Consider the following 14,882-nt stretch of genomic DNA (forward strand, 5'->3'; position numbering starts at 1 on the left):
GAGCCGCGAGGCTAGTGGAACGGTCCCCGAGACGACACCCCGCCGTCGATGACGATCTGCTGTCCGGTCATGTAGCGGGATTCCGATGAGCAGAGGTAGGCCACGGCCGCTGCCACCTCATCGGGGGTTCCGGTGCGACCCATCGGTATCTCATCGATCCAATCGGCGGTGTCGCTGTTCGCCACGGGTGTGCTGATCGCGCCGCCGGCGACGACGTTCATCCGGATGCCGTCGGCCGAGTACTCGGCACCCACGGTTCGCGCCAGGCTGGCGAGTCCGGCCTTCATCACTCCGTAGGCGCCTTGACCCGGCGCGCCCATGAAGCCGGTGACCGACCCGACGCTGACGATCACCCCGTGTTTCTGAGCAAGGAAGTGCGGCAGGACGAGTCGGATGAGGCGGGCGACGTAGCGCAGGTTGATCTCGTACATCGTGTCCCAGTCCTCGTCGCGCATCTCGTGCAGGCGCGCTGATGGCACGAAAGCGACCTGTCCGCCGACGACGGTGACCACGGCGTCGATTCCTCCGAAGGCCGCGACGGTCTCGGCGACGAGCTGGGTCAACTGTGCTGCGTCGCGGACGTCGACGGGAAAGCCTGCAGCCGTGCCCCCGGCCGCGGCGACTTCCGCAGCCGCGTCCGATACGCGCGTGGAGTCGATGTCGGCGATCGCCAGGCGCGCGCCGAGACTCGCGAGATGCCTCGTGATCGCAGACCCGATACCGCCACCGCCTCCGCCGACGATGAGGATGCGCATACCGGCGAGGGATCTGGACGGCGGGGTCATCGCGTCATTCTAAGCGTCTCGCTCCTCAGGTTCGGAGCCCGAGGGGCGGCTCAGGTCGCATTCCACAGGTCGCGGTAGTACGCGAGTCGTTCGCGGTCGGGTTCGACGCCGTAGGCCTCGATGAGCGCGTCTTCCCATCCGGGGCCGCAGTTCCACTCGGTGCTCATCGAGGCGACCGCGATGTCGGCCCAGCGGTCGGCGGTGCCGAGGGCCGCGAGGTCGACGTGCGCGGTCCAGCGGCCGTCGGCGGCGAGCAGGGTGTTCGGCATGCACGCGTCCCCGTGGGCGACGACCAGTCGATCGATCTCCGGCGCATCGCGGAAGGCATCGGCAATCTCGATACCGCGCCGCTCGGCGTTCGCGATTCGAGTCGGCACGCTCCATTCCCATGGGCAGTCCGCCACGGGCAGCGCGTCGTGCATCGCGCGCAGCGCCTCGCCGACCGCGCGCACGGCGGTTCCGGGATCCTCAGCCCACCTCGGCTCGACGGCGCTGTGGCCGTCGAGCGCGATCGTGACGAGCCACTCGTGCTCGGCATCCTGCCCTTGCTCGAGCACCTCCGGAACCGTGATCCAACGCCGCGCCCACCGCATCCGCTCGGCTTCATCGTGCATGTTCGCTTCGGGATCCGACGGTCCCCACTTGATGAACCGGCCGTCGTCGGTGCGGAAGGTCAGGCCGCCGATGCCGTTCCGCCACACCGGAGTGAGCGCAGCACCGCGCGCCAGAACAGCGACCTGCACGGGGATCGCAACAGGTTCGGCGGGGATCGACATCCCTCCATCCTGCCGTTCCCGCCTCGGGTCACGGCCGGATACGGTTCACAACTCAGGAGAATCGGCACGGGTCGAAGGCTGGGACGCCGGAAAGTCGGGGCTGAACGTCGAGATCCGCGCCAAGAGCCGAAGAGCTTCCTGAGTTGTGAACCGCGAACGCCCGCGCTCGCGCCGGCAGCACGTTCCGCTGCGTCGTCGGCAGTGGCGGTGTCGTAGGCTCGTTTCCGACGCAGATCCATGCTCTCAGCCCACACTCTTCGCGGGGTGGCAACAAGATCTCGTGGTGACACCAAGAACCACGTAAGCTGAGACTCAGTCGCACAACGACGTTCGAAGGAGAACACAATGCAGATCACCGGACAGGGTGCGCTGGTCACCGGCGGAGCCTCAGGGCTCGGCCTCGCGACAGCCCGACGGCTCGCCGCCGCCGGCGCCCACGTCACGATCGTCGACCTCGCCTCCTCCCATGGGGCCGAGCTCGCCGCCGAGATCGGTGGAGCATTCGCCCCGGCCGACGTCACCAGCGTCGAAGAGGTGCAAGCCGCCGTCGCCACGGCGCAGGCAGCGGCCCCGCTGCGCATCGTCGTCAACTGCGCCGGAATCGCGCCGCCGGCGAAGGTGCTCGATCGCGAAGGCAACCCTGCCGTCCTCGGAGATTTCGAGCGCATCATCCGCATCAACCTGATCGGCACGTTCAACGTCATCTCGCAGGCATCCGCCGTCATCGCGAAGAACGAACTCATCGACGGCGACCGCGGAGTGATCGTGAGCACCGCATCCGTCGCCGCATTCGACGGCCAGATCGGCCAGCCGGCGTACTCGGCGTCGAAGGGCGGCGTGCACGCGATGACGCTGCCGATCGCCCGCGAACTCGCTCGCTACGGCATCCGCGTCTGCACCATCGCGCCAGGCATCATGGAGACCCCGATGCTGATGGGTCTGCCGCAGGCGGCCCAGGACTCTCTCGGCCAGCAGGTGCCGCATCCGTCCCGTCTCGGCCGGCCCGATGAGTACGCGGCGCTCGTGCAGCACATCGTCGAGAACAGCTACCTCAACGGTGAGACGATCCGCCTCGACGGCGCGATCCGCATGGCACCGAAGTAATCCGCTCCCGTCGCAGAAGAGCACGGAAAGATCCACCGATACCGGGCTCCTCTGCGACGGGAACGACCGGTTGGACGAAGGAGAGACATGAGCACACTGGCTGGAAAGACGATTCTGATGTCCGGCGGCAGCCGCGGGATCGGGTTGGCGATCGCACTGCGCGCAGCGCGTGACGGCGCGAACATCGCCATGCTCGCGAAGACCGACACTCCGCACCCGAAGCTCGAGGGCACGGTCCACTCCGCCGCAGAGCAGATCCGCGCGGCCGGCGGCAACGCGCTGCCGATCGTCGGCGACGTGCGCGATGACGATGACATCACCGAGGCCGTGCTGAAGACGCAGGGCGAGTTCGGCGGCATCGACATCGTCATCAACAACGCCAGTGTCATCGACCTGTCGCGCTCGCTGGAACTCGGCGCGAAGAAGTACGACCTGATGCAGGACGTCAACGTCCGTGGCACGTTCATGCTCTCGCGCGCCGCGGTGCCGATCCTCAAGGATGCTGCGAACCCGCACATCCTCTCGCTGTCACCGCCGCTGAACCCGTCGCCGAAGTGGCTCGGCGCGCACACCGGCTACACGCTCGCGAAGTTCGGCATGACGATGGTGACGCTCGGGCTCGCGGCCGAGTTCGCTCGCGACGGCATCGCCGCGAACACGCTGTGGCCGCGCACCACGATCGCGACCGCGGCGGTGCAGAACCTCCTCGGCGGCGACAAGGTCATGGCGGCGAGCCGCACGGCGGACATCTATGCGGATGCCGCCTACGCGGTGCTCCTCAAGCCCGCGCGCGAGTACACAGGTCAGACCCTGATCGTGGAAGACGTGCTCGAGGCGGACGGCGTGACGGACTTCTCGAAGTACGCGGCGATTCCCGGCACTCCCGACAACGCGCTGTTCCCGGACATCTTCCTCGACTGAGGCGCGGTCGTCCGGGAGTCTTCGCTCAGATCAGCAGGTACACCGCGCCGACGACCGTCAGCGCGATGACGATCCTGTCGAACAACTGCTGGGGGATGCGGCGCGCGATGCGCAGCCCCACAAGGGCGCTGATCACGACGAGTGGAGCGAGCACCAGATCCATCAGCAGCACCTGAGTGTCGATCAGTCCGAGGCCGGCGAGAAACGGCACCTTCACCAGGTTGATGATCGCGAAGAACCACGCCGAGGTGCCGAGGAACACCTGCACCGGTGTGCGCGTCGCGAGGAAGTACATCGCCATCACCGGTCCGCCCGCGTTGGCGACCATCGTGGTGAAGCCGCCGAGGGTGCCGTAGGTGGTGGACAGCAGGACTCCGGATGCCACGGCATCCGCCGTCGACTGCCGATGTCGGCGCCAGAGCGTCACCGCGATCATCAGCAGCAGGATGCCGCCGACCGCCCGCCGCACGATGGCGTCGTCGGCGAACGCGAGGAACGCGAAACCGACCAGGAGGCCGGCGATCACCGCGGGAGCCAGACGGATCAGCGTCGGCCAGTGCGCGTGCCGCCGGTAGGCGATGAGCGCGAACACGTCGCCGACCATGAAGAGCAGCAGCATCGCCGCGGTCGAGGTGTGTGCGGGCAGCACCGCAGTGAACAGCACGACGGCGAGGGTCGAGCCGCCGGGGATCGCCGACTTCGAGATTCCGGTGATGACCGCGGCGAGTCCGAGTGCCGCCCATGCCCACGCGCTGAGTTCGATCACCGATCGAGCTCAGCGATGATGGCGTCGTACCCTCGGGAAGCGGCGAGCTGGCGGGGGAGCACGCCATCGCCGTCAGGGATCGTGATGTCCGCACCGCCGTCGATGAGAGCACGCACCACCTGCACGTAGCGCTCCGAGCCGTCGCCGAGCACGATCGCCTCGTGCAGAGCGGTCCAGTGCAGGTTGTTGATGTGGTTAGGATCGACGCCCGCGTCGAGCAGCATCCGCACGGTGCTGAGCAGGCCGCGCTCCGATGCCGGGATCAGCGCGGTGCCGCCGTACCGGTTGGTGCTCTTCAGATCGGCGCCGTTGTCGAGGGTGAGACGCAGGATCTCGTCGTGACCGCGAGCGCCCGCGTAGAGGTAGGCAGAGTCTTGGATGTCGTCCTTGGCGTTGACGTCGGCGCCGGCCTCGATCAGCGCCCGCGCCGCGTCGACGTGGTTCGCCTTGGTGGCCGCGACTAGCGCCGTCATTCCGCCGTCGCCACGCGCGTCGATGTCGGCACCGGCATCGAGCGCATTGCGAACAGCGCCGGCGTCGCCCTGGGCGGCTGCGGCGAGCAGGTCACGGGTGGCGTGCGACATGGCGGACTCCTCGGTGGATGAACCGGCGGATGCTGTGGGCTCGAGCGCGGTACACGCCGACAGCGCCGGCGCGCTCGCCGCGATCGCTGCCGCGAAGAGCGCCGGTCCTGTGCGCATTCCGCGCGCCCGGGCCCGTGTGATGCTCAGCCCCGGACAGCCGCGAGGGAGGCCGCGAAGCGTGCCGAACGCTGCTCGATATCGGCCCAGTCGGATGCGGCGATCGACGCACCGTTCGCGAGGTCGCCGCCGGCGCCGACCGCGACAACGCCGACCGCGAACCAGGCGGCGAGATTGTCGGGGGTGACCCCACCGGTCGGCATGAGCGGAGCATCCGGGAACGGTCCGCGCAGCGACCCGAGGTAGGAGGGACCGCCGAGCGACGCCGGGAAGATCTTGACGACATCGACGCCCAGTGCGAGCGCCGTCATCACCTCGGTCGGCGTCATGGCGCCGGTCATCACTGCGCGTCCGGTGTCGAGCATCGCGCGGGTGAGGTCGGGGAGGGTGCCCGGGCTGACGAGGAACTCCGCACCGGCCTCTGCGGCCAGGGTCGCCTGCTCGGGAGTGGTGACGGTGCCGGCGCCGATGTAGGCGGATTCGCCGTGTCGAGCGATGAGCTCACGGATCACGGCCGGAGCATCGGGCGTGGAGAAGGTCACCTCGATCCCGGTGACGCCGCCCCGGATGATCGCCTCGGATGCCTCCAGTGCGAGTTCGGGGGTGGAGGCGCGGAGCACGGCGAGGACCCCGGTGCTGCGGGCGCGGTCGAGGCGGTCGGACATGTGTCTCCTTCGGGAACGGACGTCAGCCCATTCTCTCCGCGCTGGCGCCCGATCGCGAGCCGGAGTCAGCGCGAGCGGCCAGGAACCCAGGCCTCGACGATGTCCTTGGCCTCCTTGAGGCCCAGGCCGGTGTGCTCGCGCACCAACTTGATCGCGTGGATCTTCTGATTCCCGGCGATGAGTCTGTCGACATCGGCGACGACGGAAGCGGGAAGCGCGGACCGACCGGAACCGGACGAGTGCGGCGCGGCGTTCGACGAGTAGGCCGTCGGAATCGACGAACGCGTGGGGGAGGTGTTGGAGACGGCGGCGATGTGCGCAGCGGTGGTGCTGATCGACCAGTGATCGATCCGGTCCTTCGCCTCCTTGAGGCTGAGCTTCGCGTGGTCGCGGAGCACCTTGATCGCTTGGACCTTCTTGCCGGCCGCCATGAGTCGATCGATCTGCGCGATCACTTCGGGCGAGGTCCCCGCGGGGGTCGCGGTCTTCGGGCTCGCCGTCGACGACCTCATGACCGGTACCGGCGTGAACGTCTGCGCTTCCGGAATCTTCGGCCGCATTCCGCGGAGGGCGGCGGCGAGGATGGCGACGACGGCGATCAAGCCGACGACGATGCCGATGATCCAGAAGATCTCCATGGGCTCAGTCTAGAGAGACGGGCATCCGCGCCCCAGGTGCTTCTCATCCGACAACGCGTACCCTGGGAGAATGACCGAGAATCCCCGCGCGCGCGACACGCGACCAGCATCCGCGTCCCCGCAGGGCAAGGTCCGCTCCACGAAGCCCGCGCAGGTGCGCCCCGCGACAGAGGGCTGGACGCAGAAGAAGGATGCCGAGGGGCGTCCGCTCCTGCAGTTCGCCAGCCCGAAGCGTGGCAAGCCGCCGGTGCACCTGGCCGACCTCACCCCGGCGGAGCGCACCGAGAAGGTCAAGGAGCTCGGCCTTCCCGGGTTCCGCGCGAAGCAGCTCGCGACCCACTACTTCAAGCACTACACCTCCGACCCGGAGCAGATGACCGACCTGCCGGCCGACATCCGCGACCAGCTCGTCGCGGGGCTCCTGCCGCCGCTGCTCACCGAGGTGCGGCGCCTCGAGACCGACCGCGGAGACACGATCAAGTTCCTCTGGCGGCTGCACGACGGCGCGCTCGTCGAGTCCGTGCTGATGCGGTACCCCGGGCGCATCACGCTGTGCGTGTCGAGCCAGGCCGGATGCGGCATGAACTGCCCGTTCTGCGCCACAGGCCAGGCGGGGCTCACCCGCAACATGTCGGCGGCCGAGATCATCGAGCAGATCGTCCGCGCGAACCGCCTCATCGTCGAGGGCGGTCTCGGCGGCAAGAAGGCCGATGACCATTCGATGGAGCGGGTGAGCAACATCGTGTTCATGGGCATGGGGGAGCCGCTCGCCAACTACAACCGGGTGATGCATGCCGTGCGCACGATGGTCGCCGAGCAGCCCGACGGCCTCGGCATGAGCGCTCGCGGCATCACGGTATCGACCGTGGGACTCGTGCCGGCCATCAAGAAGCTCTCGGACGAAGGCATCCCGGTCACGTTCGCCCTGTCGCTGCACGCTCCGGATGACCACCTGCGCGATGAGCTCATCCCGGTGAACTCGAAGTGGAAGGTCGACGAGGCCCTCGACGCTGCACGCGAGTACTACGAGAAGACCGGCCGCCGGGTCTCGATCGAATACGCGCTGATCAAGGACATGAACGACCACGCCTGGCGCGCCGACCTCCTCGCGGAGAAGCTCAACGCCCGCGGTCGCGGCTGGGTGCACGTGAACCCGATCCCGCTGAACCCGACGCCCGGCTCGATCTGGACCTCGTCGACCCGCGACGTGCAGAACGAATTCGTGCGCCGCCTCAACGACGCCGGCATCCCGACGACCCTCCGCGACACCCGCGGCAAGGAGATCGACGGGGCCTGCGGCCAGCTCGTCGCGACCACAGAGGACGAAGCCGCCTCGGCGGCGATGGCCTGACTCGGCCCTCCCGCCGATGAAAGCGGGGCTACTCCTTGACCGCGCCGGCGGTCAGGCCCTGCACGATCCAGCGGCTGGCGACGGCGAACATCACCATCGTGGGCAGGATCGTCAGCACGGCGGCCGCTGACATCGAGCCCCAGTCGATGTTGAACGTCGAGATGAAGCCGTTCAGTGCCGACGGCACCGTGCGATTCGAGTCGGTGTTCATGAGCACCACCGACAGGAACAGCTCGTTCCAGCAGTTGACGAAGTTGAAGATGAACGCGGCGACGATGCCGGGCGTCATCACCGGGACGAGCACCCGGAACAGCGCTCCGATGCGCGAGCATCCGTCGATCATCGCGGCCTCTTCGAGCGCGTTCGGGACGTTCTCAAAGAACCCGCGCAGCATGACCGTCGAGAACGGGATGCAGACGGCGACGTAGACGAGGATGAGGCCGAACTTGCTGTCGACGAGACCGAGATCGCTCATCATCGAGTACAGCGGTCCGAGTGCGATGAACGTCGGGATCATCTGCGTGAGCAGGAACGCGATCAGCACCATTCCCTTGCCGCGGAACTCGAAGCGGGCGATCACGTAAGCGCCCAGCAGTGCGATGAGCGTGGAGGTGAGCCCTGCAGCCAGCGAGATCAATGCGGAGTTCGCGAGGAAGACGCCGAAGCTGCTGTTCTCGAACAGGCTCACGTAGTTGGCGAGCGAGGGTTCGCTGGGCCAGTACTCGATGGGGAACCGGCTGATCGTGGCCGGCGCCTTGAATGACGTCAGGGCGATCCAGTACAGCGGGAACAGGGTGAGGAGCAGCCAGAGCGCGAGCCCGGCCGCCTTCAGCACCCCGCCGATGGTGAGGCGTCGCTCGGTTCGAGGAGCCTTGGCGGCATCGGGCACCGTGATGCGCCTGGTCTGCGTGATGGTCATCGGTTCACCTTCCTCATGGTCATGAGGTAGAACGCGCAGAAGATGAACAGGAACGCCACGACGATCAGTCCGATCGCACTGGCGATGCCGTAGTTTCCCTGCTGGGTGTAGTTGATCATCCAGGTCGTGATGATGTGCGTCTGATTCGCGGGCCCGCCGCCGGTCATCGCGTAGATGATGTCGGGGAAGTTGAAGATCCAGATCACTCGCAGCAGGATCGTCAGGAGCAACGTCATCGAGATGTACGGGATGACGATCGAGAACAACTGCCGCACCCGCCCTGCGCCGTCCAGGCTCGCCGCCTCCAGCACCTCGTCCGGAACGGACTGGAGGGCGGCGAGGATCATGATCGCGAAGAACGTCACGCCGTACCAGATGTTCGCGATGATCACGGCGAACATCGCGAGCTTCGGATCAGCGAGCCAGGGCAGCGGGGCCTCGATGAGGCCCGCTTTCATGAGCAGGTCGTTGACGACCCCGAACTCGGCGTTGAACATCCAGCGGAACAGCATCCCGATCAGGAACCCCGACACGGCCCAGGGGAAGAAGATCAGCGCCTGATAGAGGCCGCGGAAGCGGAAGCGCTTGCGGAGGGCCAGCGCGATGAGGAAGCCGATCACGAACTGCGGCACGAGCGAGCCGACGACCCACAGCACCGTGTTCAGCGCGACCGTCGGGAACGCCGGGTCGCGGAAGATCGTCAGGAAGTTGTCGAAGCCGACGAAGGGAGTCGAGGTGAGGTCCCACAGGTTCCAGTCGTGGAACGCCATCCTCGCGCCCTGCAGCATCGGGTAATAGATGAACCAGCCGACGAACACGATCGCCGGGGCCAGGAACGCGAGGATCGTCCACGCATGACGGCCGCGGAACGGTCGTTTCCTCGCGCCGGGGGAGGCCCCGCCGGTCGAACCGGCGGGACCTCTCGTGTTCGTCGCCGTGCTCACCGGGTCAGCCCTTCTCCGCGGCGTACTTCTCGGTCCAGAACGTGTCCCACGAAGCCAGCAGCTCCTCATGGGTCATGTTTCCGAGCAGCACGCTCTGCACTTCCTGGTCGGCCTTCTGGATCCACTCGGTCCACCAGCTCACGCCGCGAGGCTGCTGCACGTTGACGTAGGTCTCCGGGTCCTCGGTCATCGTGACGTAGCTGGTCCACGGACCGGAGGAGTAGAAGTCGTCCTCGGCCGCGTCGGCGATGATCGGCACCAGGCTGTTGGCCTGGGCGAACTCGGTGGCGGGCTCCGCGGAGGAGAGGAACTCCACCAGCTTGACCGCCGCCTCCTTCTGGGTGCTCCCCTCGGCGACTCCCCAGCCGGCGACGGCCAGCGGCTGCGCCGCTTTGCCGGTCGGGCCGACCAGGAGCGGTGCGGTGTTCCACTGGTCGTCGGTCAACGAGGAGTCCTGAACGGTGGCGATGACTTCGGGGTCCTGCAGCAGGAACGCCGTCGTGCCGTTGGTGAACCCGGCGACCATCTCCGGGTAGCCCCACGACACGGCTGACGGCGGGGACGCCTTCTCGAACAGTGCGAAGTAGTCGGCCAGCGCGTCCTTCGCCTCGGGGGCGGCGAAGATCGTCGATCCGTCCTCGAGGAGGAACGCGTCATCGACATCGAGGTCGTCGATCACGTAGGCCTCGATCGCGGCGACGACGTTGCTGTTCGCGTTCGGACCGCCGCGGAAGGCGTAGCCGTAGATGTTGTTCGCCGGATCCTGGATCGCGGATGCCTGCTCGAGCAGTTCCTCCCAGCTGTGCGGCGGCTCATCGAAGCCCGCCTCCTTGATGAGGTCGGTGCGATAGAAGAGCGACAGGCCGTAGAAGCCGTAGGGGACGAAATAGCTCTTGCCGCCTCCCTCGGCAACCGCCTTCGCGTTGTCGGTGAGCGCATCCCAGCCGTCCCAGTCGGACAGGTCCTTGTTCATGTCGTACAGCCAGCCGTTGTTCGCGAAGGGCCCGACGGTGATGTCGCGCACTTCGAGCACATCGACGCCCTTGCCGGACTGCAGCATCTGCTGGATCTTCTGGTCGGCCTGTTCGGTGGGCGGCGAGATCAAGGAGACCTTGATCTTGGGGTTCTCCTCCTCGAACGTGTCGAGCAGCCCGCGGATGAGATCGGTGCGGGCCGGATTGGTCAGACTCTCGACCATCTGCAGGGTGACGGTGCCGTCGGCGGATTCGCCGTTCGACGATCCGCCGGTACAACCGGACAGGACGAGGGCGGCGACGGTGCCGATCCCCGCGGCCAGTGCCAAACGCTTGTGCTTCACGGTGTGCCTCGTTTCTTGATGGGGGTGGGTGGGTCAGAGCACGACGGAGTCCGGCGAACGTCGGATGCCGGCTCGCGCCAGGATGGCGGGAACGCAGCGTTCGACGAACGCTTCGAAGTCACCGATCTCGGTGTACAGATGCGTCGAGAGACGGAAGTAGCCGGTGCCTTCGAAACTGGTGAACGCCGTTTCGACACGCGTCTCGTCGAGCAGCTGCATCCTGAGCTCGTCGGCGTCCTCGCGTGTCGCGCCGAGGCCGTCCGGAAGGCGGATCAGCCGCATCGACGGGACGGGGGACGGCAGTGGCGTGAGCGCGCGCTGGCTCGTGTAGGGCTGCAGCGCCGCCGCGATGATCTCGGCACCCTGGTCGGCGAGGTCGGCCATCGTGCGACGGGTGGCATCCCAGCCGTACTCGCGCTCGATGAACTCGATCGCGGCCGGGGTGCTCAGATACGTCGTGGCGTCGATCGTGCCCTGTGTGTCGAATCGGTCCGGATACGGCTGCTCCGCAGCCCAGGAGTCGATGAGGGGCCAGAGGTCATCGCGATCGGACGCGGCCGTCACCAGCAGGGCCGAACCGCGCGGCGCACACGGCCACTTGTGCATGTTCCCGAACCACCAGTCGCCTCCGCCGACTGCCGATGCATCGGGGACCAGCCCCGGTGCGTGCGCCCCGTCGACGAGGGTGCGCACTCCGCGCTCTGCAGCCGCGTCCGCCACACGACGTGTCGGGAGCATCCGGGCGGTCGGCGAGGTGATCTGATCGATCACGATGAGTCGGGTGCGTGCAGAGAGCGCGGAGAGGAAGATGCTGACGACCTCATCGTCCGTGGCGTGCAGCGGCAGGTTCACCGTGCGAACGCGCGCTCCGAAGCGTCGGGCGAGACGCGCCGCGCCCATCGTGACGGCACCGTACCCGTGGTTGGTGACGAGGATCTCGTCGCCGGGCTCGAGGCGGAGGCTGTTGTAGACGACGGTCGCTGCGGCGGAGGCGTTCGGGACGAAGGCGCTCGCTTCTGCGCTCGCCCCGACGAACGGCGCGGTCTGCTCCCGCGCCTGGCGGACGAGGTCACCCAGTCGCGGATACCAGGCGACCGGGCTGAGGTCGGCCTGCCGCCGCAGCTCCTCCTGAACGGTGATGACCTCGGTCGGCACCGCGCCGAACGATCCGTGATTGAGGTGGATCACCTCGGGGTCCAGCGGCCAGGCATCGCGGGCCGGTCCGCCGGATGCGAAACGCACCGGGGCAGTCGCGATCTCGGGCTGTGCCATGCATCCTCACAATGTCGTGAACCAAGTTGTTGCACAACCTTGCCATGAAGTCGCCGTATTCGCCACCCAGAACGAGAAAATCACGAAAGTCGTTATACAACTCGCGATGCGGCGCTGATCGTGACCGCCATCCGGCCGTGGCACAATTGCTGAGAAGGAGGGCCAATGACTGCGCTCGACACTGCTCTGCACGGACTGCGGGCCCTCATCGCCGACGGCACGCTGCGCCCGGGTGATCGCCTGCCGAGCGAAGGAGATCTCTGCGAGCAGCTCGGCGTCTCTCGTGGCTCTCTGCGTGAGGCGATCAGGATGCTCGCAGCCCTTGGTGTTCTCGACACCCGTCATGGGTCGGGAAGCTACGTCAGCGAGCTGCACGCCGCTGACCTCATCACCGTGCTGTCGCTGACGGTCGGCCTGTTGCCGATGGACGGCGTACTCGAGCTGATCGAGCTCCGACGCGCCTTGGAGTCGCACTCCGCGGCGCTGGCGGCGGCGCGGGTGAATCCGCAGATCATCGGTGAGCTCGACGCCCTGCTCGGGAAGATCGAGTCGAGCTCGGACTTCGATGAGCACTCAGAGCTCGACCACGCCTTCCATATGACGATCGCCGCCATGGCCGGCAATGATGCACTGACCAGTCTGGTCGATGTGCTCCGCTCGCGGTCTCGAGAGTTCCGCATCGCCGACCCCGTCGATGCCGCCCAGCTCAAGCTCCACTCCGACGCCGGTCACCGCGCCATTCTGCGGGGGCTCGAAGCGCGAGACCCGGTGGCCGCCTCTGCAGCGGCGGCCGCCCACGTCGCGCAGACCGAGTACTGGCTCCGTCAGCTTCAGCCGAGCACCAGCGATGCGGCCGACGAGGGAACCGGCTCGACGGCGCCCGCCTGATCGCGAACCGATGCGGCAGGCGTCGGGACGCCGGACCGACCGGCGTCTGAATCGGAGTGATCGCGTCGGGCATCAGCCGCTCCCAGCTGCTCTGCACGCGTGAGCCAGCGAGCGATCTTCGCCTCGTCGGCACCCTTGACGCCGAGCATCCGATGCGTGCGGACGGAGCGGATGCCGCACAGGCGCATGGTGTTGCGGGCGACCTGCGTCTGCGCAGGCAGGCCGGTGAATGGCGCCGCGTACCAGGGGGTGTCGGCGAGCAGGAGCAGTCGACCGCGCCGAGCGGGGAGCAGCCCCTGGGGCAGGCCGAGACTCGTGTAGCGGTACTCCTGCTGCGGAAGCAGTGCGCGGTCGAAGAAACCTTTGAGCACTGCCGGAACCGAGCCCCACCAGAGCGGGGTCGCGATCACGATCGTCTTCGCCGCCTGCAGGGCGAGCTTGGCATCGGCGAGGTCGTCTTCGAGCGGCATCCGCTCGCGATAGCCGAACCGCAGATGCGGGTCGAAGTCGAGGTCGCGCAGCGCGAGCACGCGGGCATCGCCGTGCGCCGCGGCGTAGCGACGGGCGAGTTCTGCGGTGAGGGAACGTGCGTCAGGGTGGCCGTCGATGACGAGTGCGGTTGCCATGATTTCTCCGATCTGGACAGTGTCAACTTGCTGGACAGTGTCAACATAGGAGAGAATGTTGCTCGTGTCAAGTTCTCGATCCGGCTATCACCACGGCGATCTCGCGCATGCGCTGGAGGCCGCGGCGATGCAGCTGCTCGCCGAGAAACCCGCCCAGGAGATCAGCCTTCGAGAGGTGGCACGGGCCGCAGACGTGAGTCACAACGCCCCGTATCATCACTTCGCCGACCGGCGAGGGCTGCTGAAGGTTCTCGCCGAGCGCAGCATGGCGGACCTCGTCGATGTCGTGCGCACGGCGATCGCGGATGCCGCCGACCCGGTCGCTGCGCTGGTCGACGGCGGCGCCGCGTACCTGCGTTTCGCGGTGGAGCATCCGCACGGCTTCGACGTCATCTACGACCCCACGGTGTGCGTCCCCGGTGAGCCCAGCGAGACCATGGCTCCACTGATCGCCGAGCTCGAACAGGTCTTGGGATCGGCAGCCGTCGCCGCCGGTCTCCCCGACGCGCAGGATGCGTTGGGCGTCTGGGGGCTCGTGCACGGCCTCGGTCTGCTGTGCGGGGCCGGGCATCTCCCTTTGGATGCGGCGCTGCTGGTCAGCGACTCGACGCTGCGGCGGATGCTGCGGGGGTGATGCCCGCACCCCCTGGTGCGCTCAGGGCGTGTGGATCCTCAGCAGCCGTCCGCTGCCCTCGATGAGTTCGCTCCAGGATCCGACGTCGACAGCGCATTCCGCGACGGCGCAGGTCGGCAACTGCACGAACTCGCCGGTGAGCTCGGCCACGGCGTCGCTCATGCCGGGGTTGTGGCCGACGAGCATGGCGACGCTGCTCTGCTCGGGAAGGGCTGCCGCGATCGCAAGGATCGAACGGGCGGATGCCGCGTACAACTGCGCCTCCTCGACCACCGTGATGCCGAACGCCGCGGCGTACTCGTCGGCGGTGCTCCGGGCGCGCGTCGCAGTGCTCGAGACGATGTGATCGACGCCGACTCCGTCGTCCGTGAGGCGCCGCGCCATCGCAGGGGCATCGCGACGCCCTCGAGTGTTGAGCGGCCGATCATGGTCGGAGAGGTGCGGAAAAGCCCAGTCCGACTTCGCGTGGCGGGCCAGCAGCAGGGTCTTCATGGGACAAGCCTGGCATCGGCGGAGCGCATGCGCATCCCCAACCTGTGAGCCGCTCGCAGGGATCTTCCGGGGTTCGCCCAGG

17 protein-coding genes are annotated in these 14,882 nt (G+C 67.5%); 5 read left to right on the plus strand and 12 right to left on the minus strand.

Annotated features, from left to right (window positions below):
- Positions 1 to 11: 11 nt before the first annotated feature.
- Complete coding sequence (locus LTA6_RS07975; protein WP_341977231.1) at positions 12 to 785, minus strand: SDR family oxidoreductase; 774 nt, start codon at positions 783 to 785, stop codon at positions 12 to 14.
- A gap of 50 nt (positions 786 to 835) precedes the next feature.
- The gene (locus LTA6_RS07980; RefSeq protein WP_341977233.1) at positions 836 to 1,561 is read right to left on the minus strand and encodes an aminoglycoside 3'-phosphotransferase; all 726 of its coding nucleotides are present in this window, start codon (positions 1,559 to 1,561) and stop codon (positions 836 to 838) included.
- 345 nt (positions 1,562 to 1,906) lie between these two features.
- On the opposite strand from LTA6_RS07980, the gene LTA6_RS07985 reads away from it, so the two are divergent.
- On the plus strand, positions 1,907 to 2,665 hold the full coding sequence (locus tag LTA6_RS07985; RefSeq protein ID WP_341977235.1) for an SDR family NAD(P)-dependent oxidoreductase: 759 nt from the start codon (positions 1,907 to 1,909) through the stop codon (positions 2,663 to 2,665).
- Positions 2,666 to 2,752: 87 nt separating this feature from the next.
- On the plus strand, positions 2,753 to 3,586 hold the full coding sequence (locus LTA6_RS07990) for an NAD(P)-dependent oxidoreductase (protein WP_341977237.1): 834 nt from the start codon (positions 2,753 to 2,755) through the stop codon (positions 3,584 to 3,586).
- A gap of 25 nt (positions 3,587 to 3,611) precedes the next feature.
- Here the strand turns inward: LTA6_RS07990 and LTA6_RS07995 are convergent, their stop codons facing one another.
- From LTA6_RS07995 to LTA6_RS08010, 4 genes are all read right to left on the minus strand, one after another.
- Complete coding sequence (locus LTA6_RS07995; protein WP_341977239.1) at positions 3,612 to 4,352, minus strand: sulfite exporter TauE/SafE family protein; 741 nt, start codon at positions 4,350 to 4,352, stop codon at positions 3,612 to 3,614.
- A complete protein-coding gene (locus LTA6_RS08000; RefSeq protein ID WP_341977241.1) occupies positions 4,349 to 5,053 on the minus strand; it encodes an ankyrin repeat domain-containing protein in 705 nt (234 codons plus the stop codon). The genes LTA6_RS07995 and LTA6_RS08000 overlap by 4 nt, the downstream gene beginning before the upstream one ends.
- A 26-nt stretch (positions 5,054 to 5,079) precedes the next feature.
- Positions 5,080 to 5,718: a bifunctional 4-hydroxy-2-oxoglutarate aldolase/2-dehydro-3-deoxy-phosphogluconate aldolase gene (locus LTA6_RS08005; RefSeq protein ID WP_341977243.1), complete on the minus strand. Its 639-nt coding sequence runs from the start codon at positions 5,716 to 5,718 to the stop codon at positions 5,080 to 5,082.
- 65 nt (positions 5,719 to 5,783) lie between these two features.
- Positions 5,784 to 6,356 carry a ribosomal protein L7/L12 gene (locus LTA6_RS08010; protein ID WP_341977245.1) on the minus strand — a complete coding sequence of 191 codons (573 nt, stop codon included), beginning with the start codon at positions 6,354 to 6,356 and terminating at the stop codon, positions 5,784 to 5,786.
- 70 nt (positions 6,357 to 6,426) lie between these two features.
- Here LTA6_RS08010 and rlmN point away from each other — a divergent pair, with 70 nt between their 5' ends.
- Complete coding sequence (rlmN, locus tag LTA6_RS08015; protein ID WP_341977247.1) at positions 6,427 to 7,707, plus strand: 23S rRNA (adenine(2503)-C(2))-methyltransferase RlmN; 1,281 nt, start codon at positions 6,427 to 6,429, stop codon at positions 7,705 to 7,707.
- A 28-nt stretch (positions 7,708 to 7,735) separates the two neighbouring features.
- Here the strand turns inward: rlmN and LTA6_RS08020 are convergent, their stop codons facing one another.
- Genes LTA6_RS08020 through LTA6_RS08035 form a run of 4 tightly spaced genes read right to left on the minus strand, consistent with a single transcriptional unit; the run spans position 7,736 to position 12,160 of the window.
- Entirely contained in the window at positions 7,736 to 8,626 is an 891-nt protein-coding gene (locus LTA6_RS08020) for a carbohydrate ABC transporter permease (RefSeq protein WP_341977250.1), read from the minus strand.
- The gene (locus LTA6_RS08025) at positions 8,623 to 9,570 is read right to left on the minus strand and encodes a sugar ABC transporter permease (RefSeq protein ID WP_341977252.1); all 948 of its coding nucleotides are present in this window, start codon (positions 9,568 to 9,570) and stop codon (positions 8,623 to 8,625) included. The genes LTA6_RS08020 and LTA6_RS08025 overlap by 4 nt, the downstream gene beginning before the upstream one ends.
- A gap of 4 nt (positions 9,571 to 9,574) precedes the next feature.
- Complete coding sequence (locus tag LTA6_RS08030) at positions 9,575 to 10,888, minus strand: ABC transporter substrate-binding protein (RefSeq protein ID WP_407359133.1); 1,314 nt, start codon at positions 10,886 to 10,888, stop codon at positions 9,575 to 9,577.
- Positions 10,889 to 10,921: 33 nt separating this feature from the next.
- The gene (locus tag LTA6_RS08035) at positions 10,922 to 12,160 is read right to left on the minus strand and encodes an aminotransferase class V-fold PLP-dependent enzyme (protein ID WP_341977256.1); all 1,239 of its coding nucleotides are present in this window, start codon (positions 12,158 to 12,160) and stop codon (positions 10,922 to 10,924) included.
- Positions 12,161 to 12,325: 165 nt separating this feature from the next.
- Between LTA6_RS08035 and LTA6_RS08040 the strand changes: the two genes are divergently transcribed.
- Complete coding sequence (locus tag LTA6_RS08040) at positions 12,326 to 13,048, plus strand: FadR/GntR family transcriptional regulator (protein ID WP_341977258.1); 723 nt, start codon at positions 12,326 to 12,328, stop codon at positions 13,046 to 13,048.
- On the opposite strand, the gene LTA6_RS08045 is transcribed toward LTA6_RS08040, so the two are convergent.
- Entirely contained in the window at positions 12,991 to 13,674 is a 684-nt protein-coding gene (locus LTA6_RS08045; RefSeq protein ID WP_341977260.1) for an NAD(P)H-dependent oxidoreductase, read from the minus strand. The genes LTA6_RS08040 and LTA6_RS08045 overlap by 58 nt on opposite strands.
- Before the next feature lie 64 nt (positions 13,675 to 13,738).
- Here LTA6_RS08045 and LTA6_RS08050 point away from each other — a divergent pair, with 64 nt between their 5' ends.
- On the plus strand, positions 13,739 to 14,308 hold the full coding sequence (locus LTA6_RS08050) for a TetR/AcrR family transcriptional regulator (RefSeq protein ID WP_341977262.1): 570 nt from the start codon (positions 13,739 to 13,741) through the stop codon (positions 14,306 to 14,308).
- Between the two features lie 21 nt (positions 14,309 to 14,329).
- Here LTA6_RS08050 and LTA6_RS08055 read toward each other — a convergent pair whose 3' ends face one another.
- Complete coding sequence (locus tag LTA6_RS08055; RefSeq protein ID WP_341977264.1) at positions 14,330 to 14,800, minus strand: histidine phosphatase family protein; 471 nt, start codon at positions 14,798 to 14,800, stop codon at positions 14,330 to 14,332.
- Positions 14,801 to 14,882 lie beyond the last annotated feature (82 nt).

This window comes from Microbacterium sp. LTA6, from assembly GCF_045690355.1.
Lineage (GTDB): Bacteria > Actinomycetota > Actinomycetes > Actinomycetales > Microbacteriaceae > Microbacterium.

Excerpts from the sequence above, each read along its gene's own strand:
- LTA6_RS08000 (WP_341977241.1), bottom strand. The coding sequence starts at position 5,053 with ATGCGCACAGGACCGGCGCTCTTCGCGGCAGCGATCGCGGCGAGCGCG.
- LTA6_RS08055 (WP_341977264.1), bottom strand. The coding sequence starts at position 14,800 with ATGAAGACCCTGCTGCTGGCCCGCCACGCGAAGTCGGACTGGGCTTTT.
- LTA6_RS07980 (WP_341977233.1), bottom strand. The coding sequence starts at position 1,561 with ATGTCGATCCCCGCCGAACCTGTTGCGATCCCCGTGCAGGTCGCTGTT.
- LTA6_RS07990 (WP_341977237.1), top strand. The coding sequence starts at position 2,753 with ATGAGCACACTGGCTGGAAAGACGATTCTGATGTCCGGCGGCAGCCGC.
- LTA6_RS08010 (WP_341977245.1), bottom strand. The coding sequence starts at position 6,356 with ATGGAGATCTTCTGGATCATCGGCATCGTCGTCGGCTTGATCGCCGTC.
- LTA6_RS08045 (WP_341977260.1), bottom strand. The coding sequence starts at position 13,674 with ATGGCAACCGCACTCGTCATCGACGGCCACCCTGACGCACGTTCCCTC.
- LTA6_RS07985 (WP_341977235.1), top strand. The coding sequence starts at position 1,907 with ATGCAGATCACCGGACAGGGTGCGCTGGTCACCGGCGGAGCCTCAGGG.
- LTA6_RS08040 (WP_341977258.1), top strand. The coding sequence starts at position 12,326 with ATGACTGCGCTCGACACTGCTCTGCACGGACTGCGGGCCCTCATCGCC.
- LTA6_RS08035 (WP_341977256.1), bottom strand. The coding sequence starts at position 12,160 with ATGGCACAGCCCGAGATCGCGACTGCCCCGGTGCGTTTCGCATCCGGC.
- LTA6_RS08020 (WP_341977250.1), bottom strand. The coding sequence starts at position 8,626 with ATGACCATCACGCAGACCAGGCGCATCACGGTGCCCGATGCCGCCAAG.
- LTA6_RS08005 (WP_341977243.1), bottom strand. The coding sequence starts at position 5,718 with ATGTCCGACCGCCTCGACCGCGCCCGCAGCACCGGGGTCCTCGCCGTG.
- LTA6_RS07975 (WP_341977231.1), bottom strand. The coding sequence starts at position 785 with ATGACCCCGCCGTCCAGATCCCTCGCCGGTATGCGCATCCTCATCGTC.
- rlmN (WP_341977247.1), top strand. The coding sequence starts at position 6,427 with ATGACCGAGAATCCCCGCGCGCGCGACACGCGACCAGCATCCGCGTCC.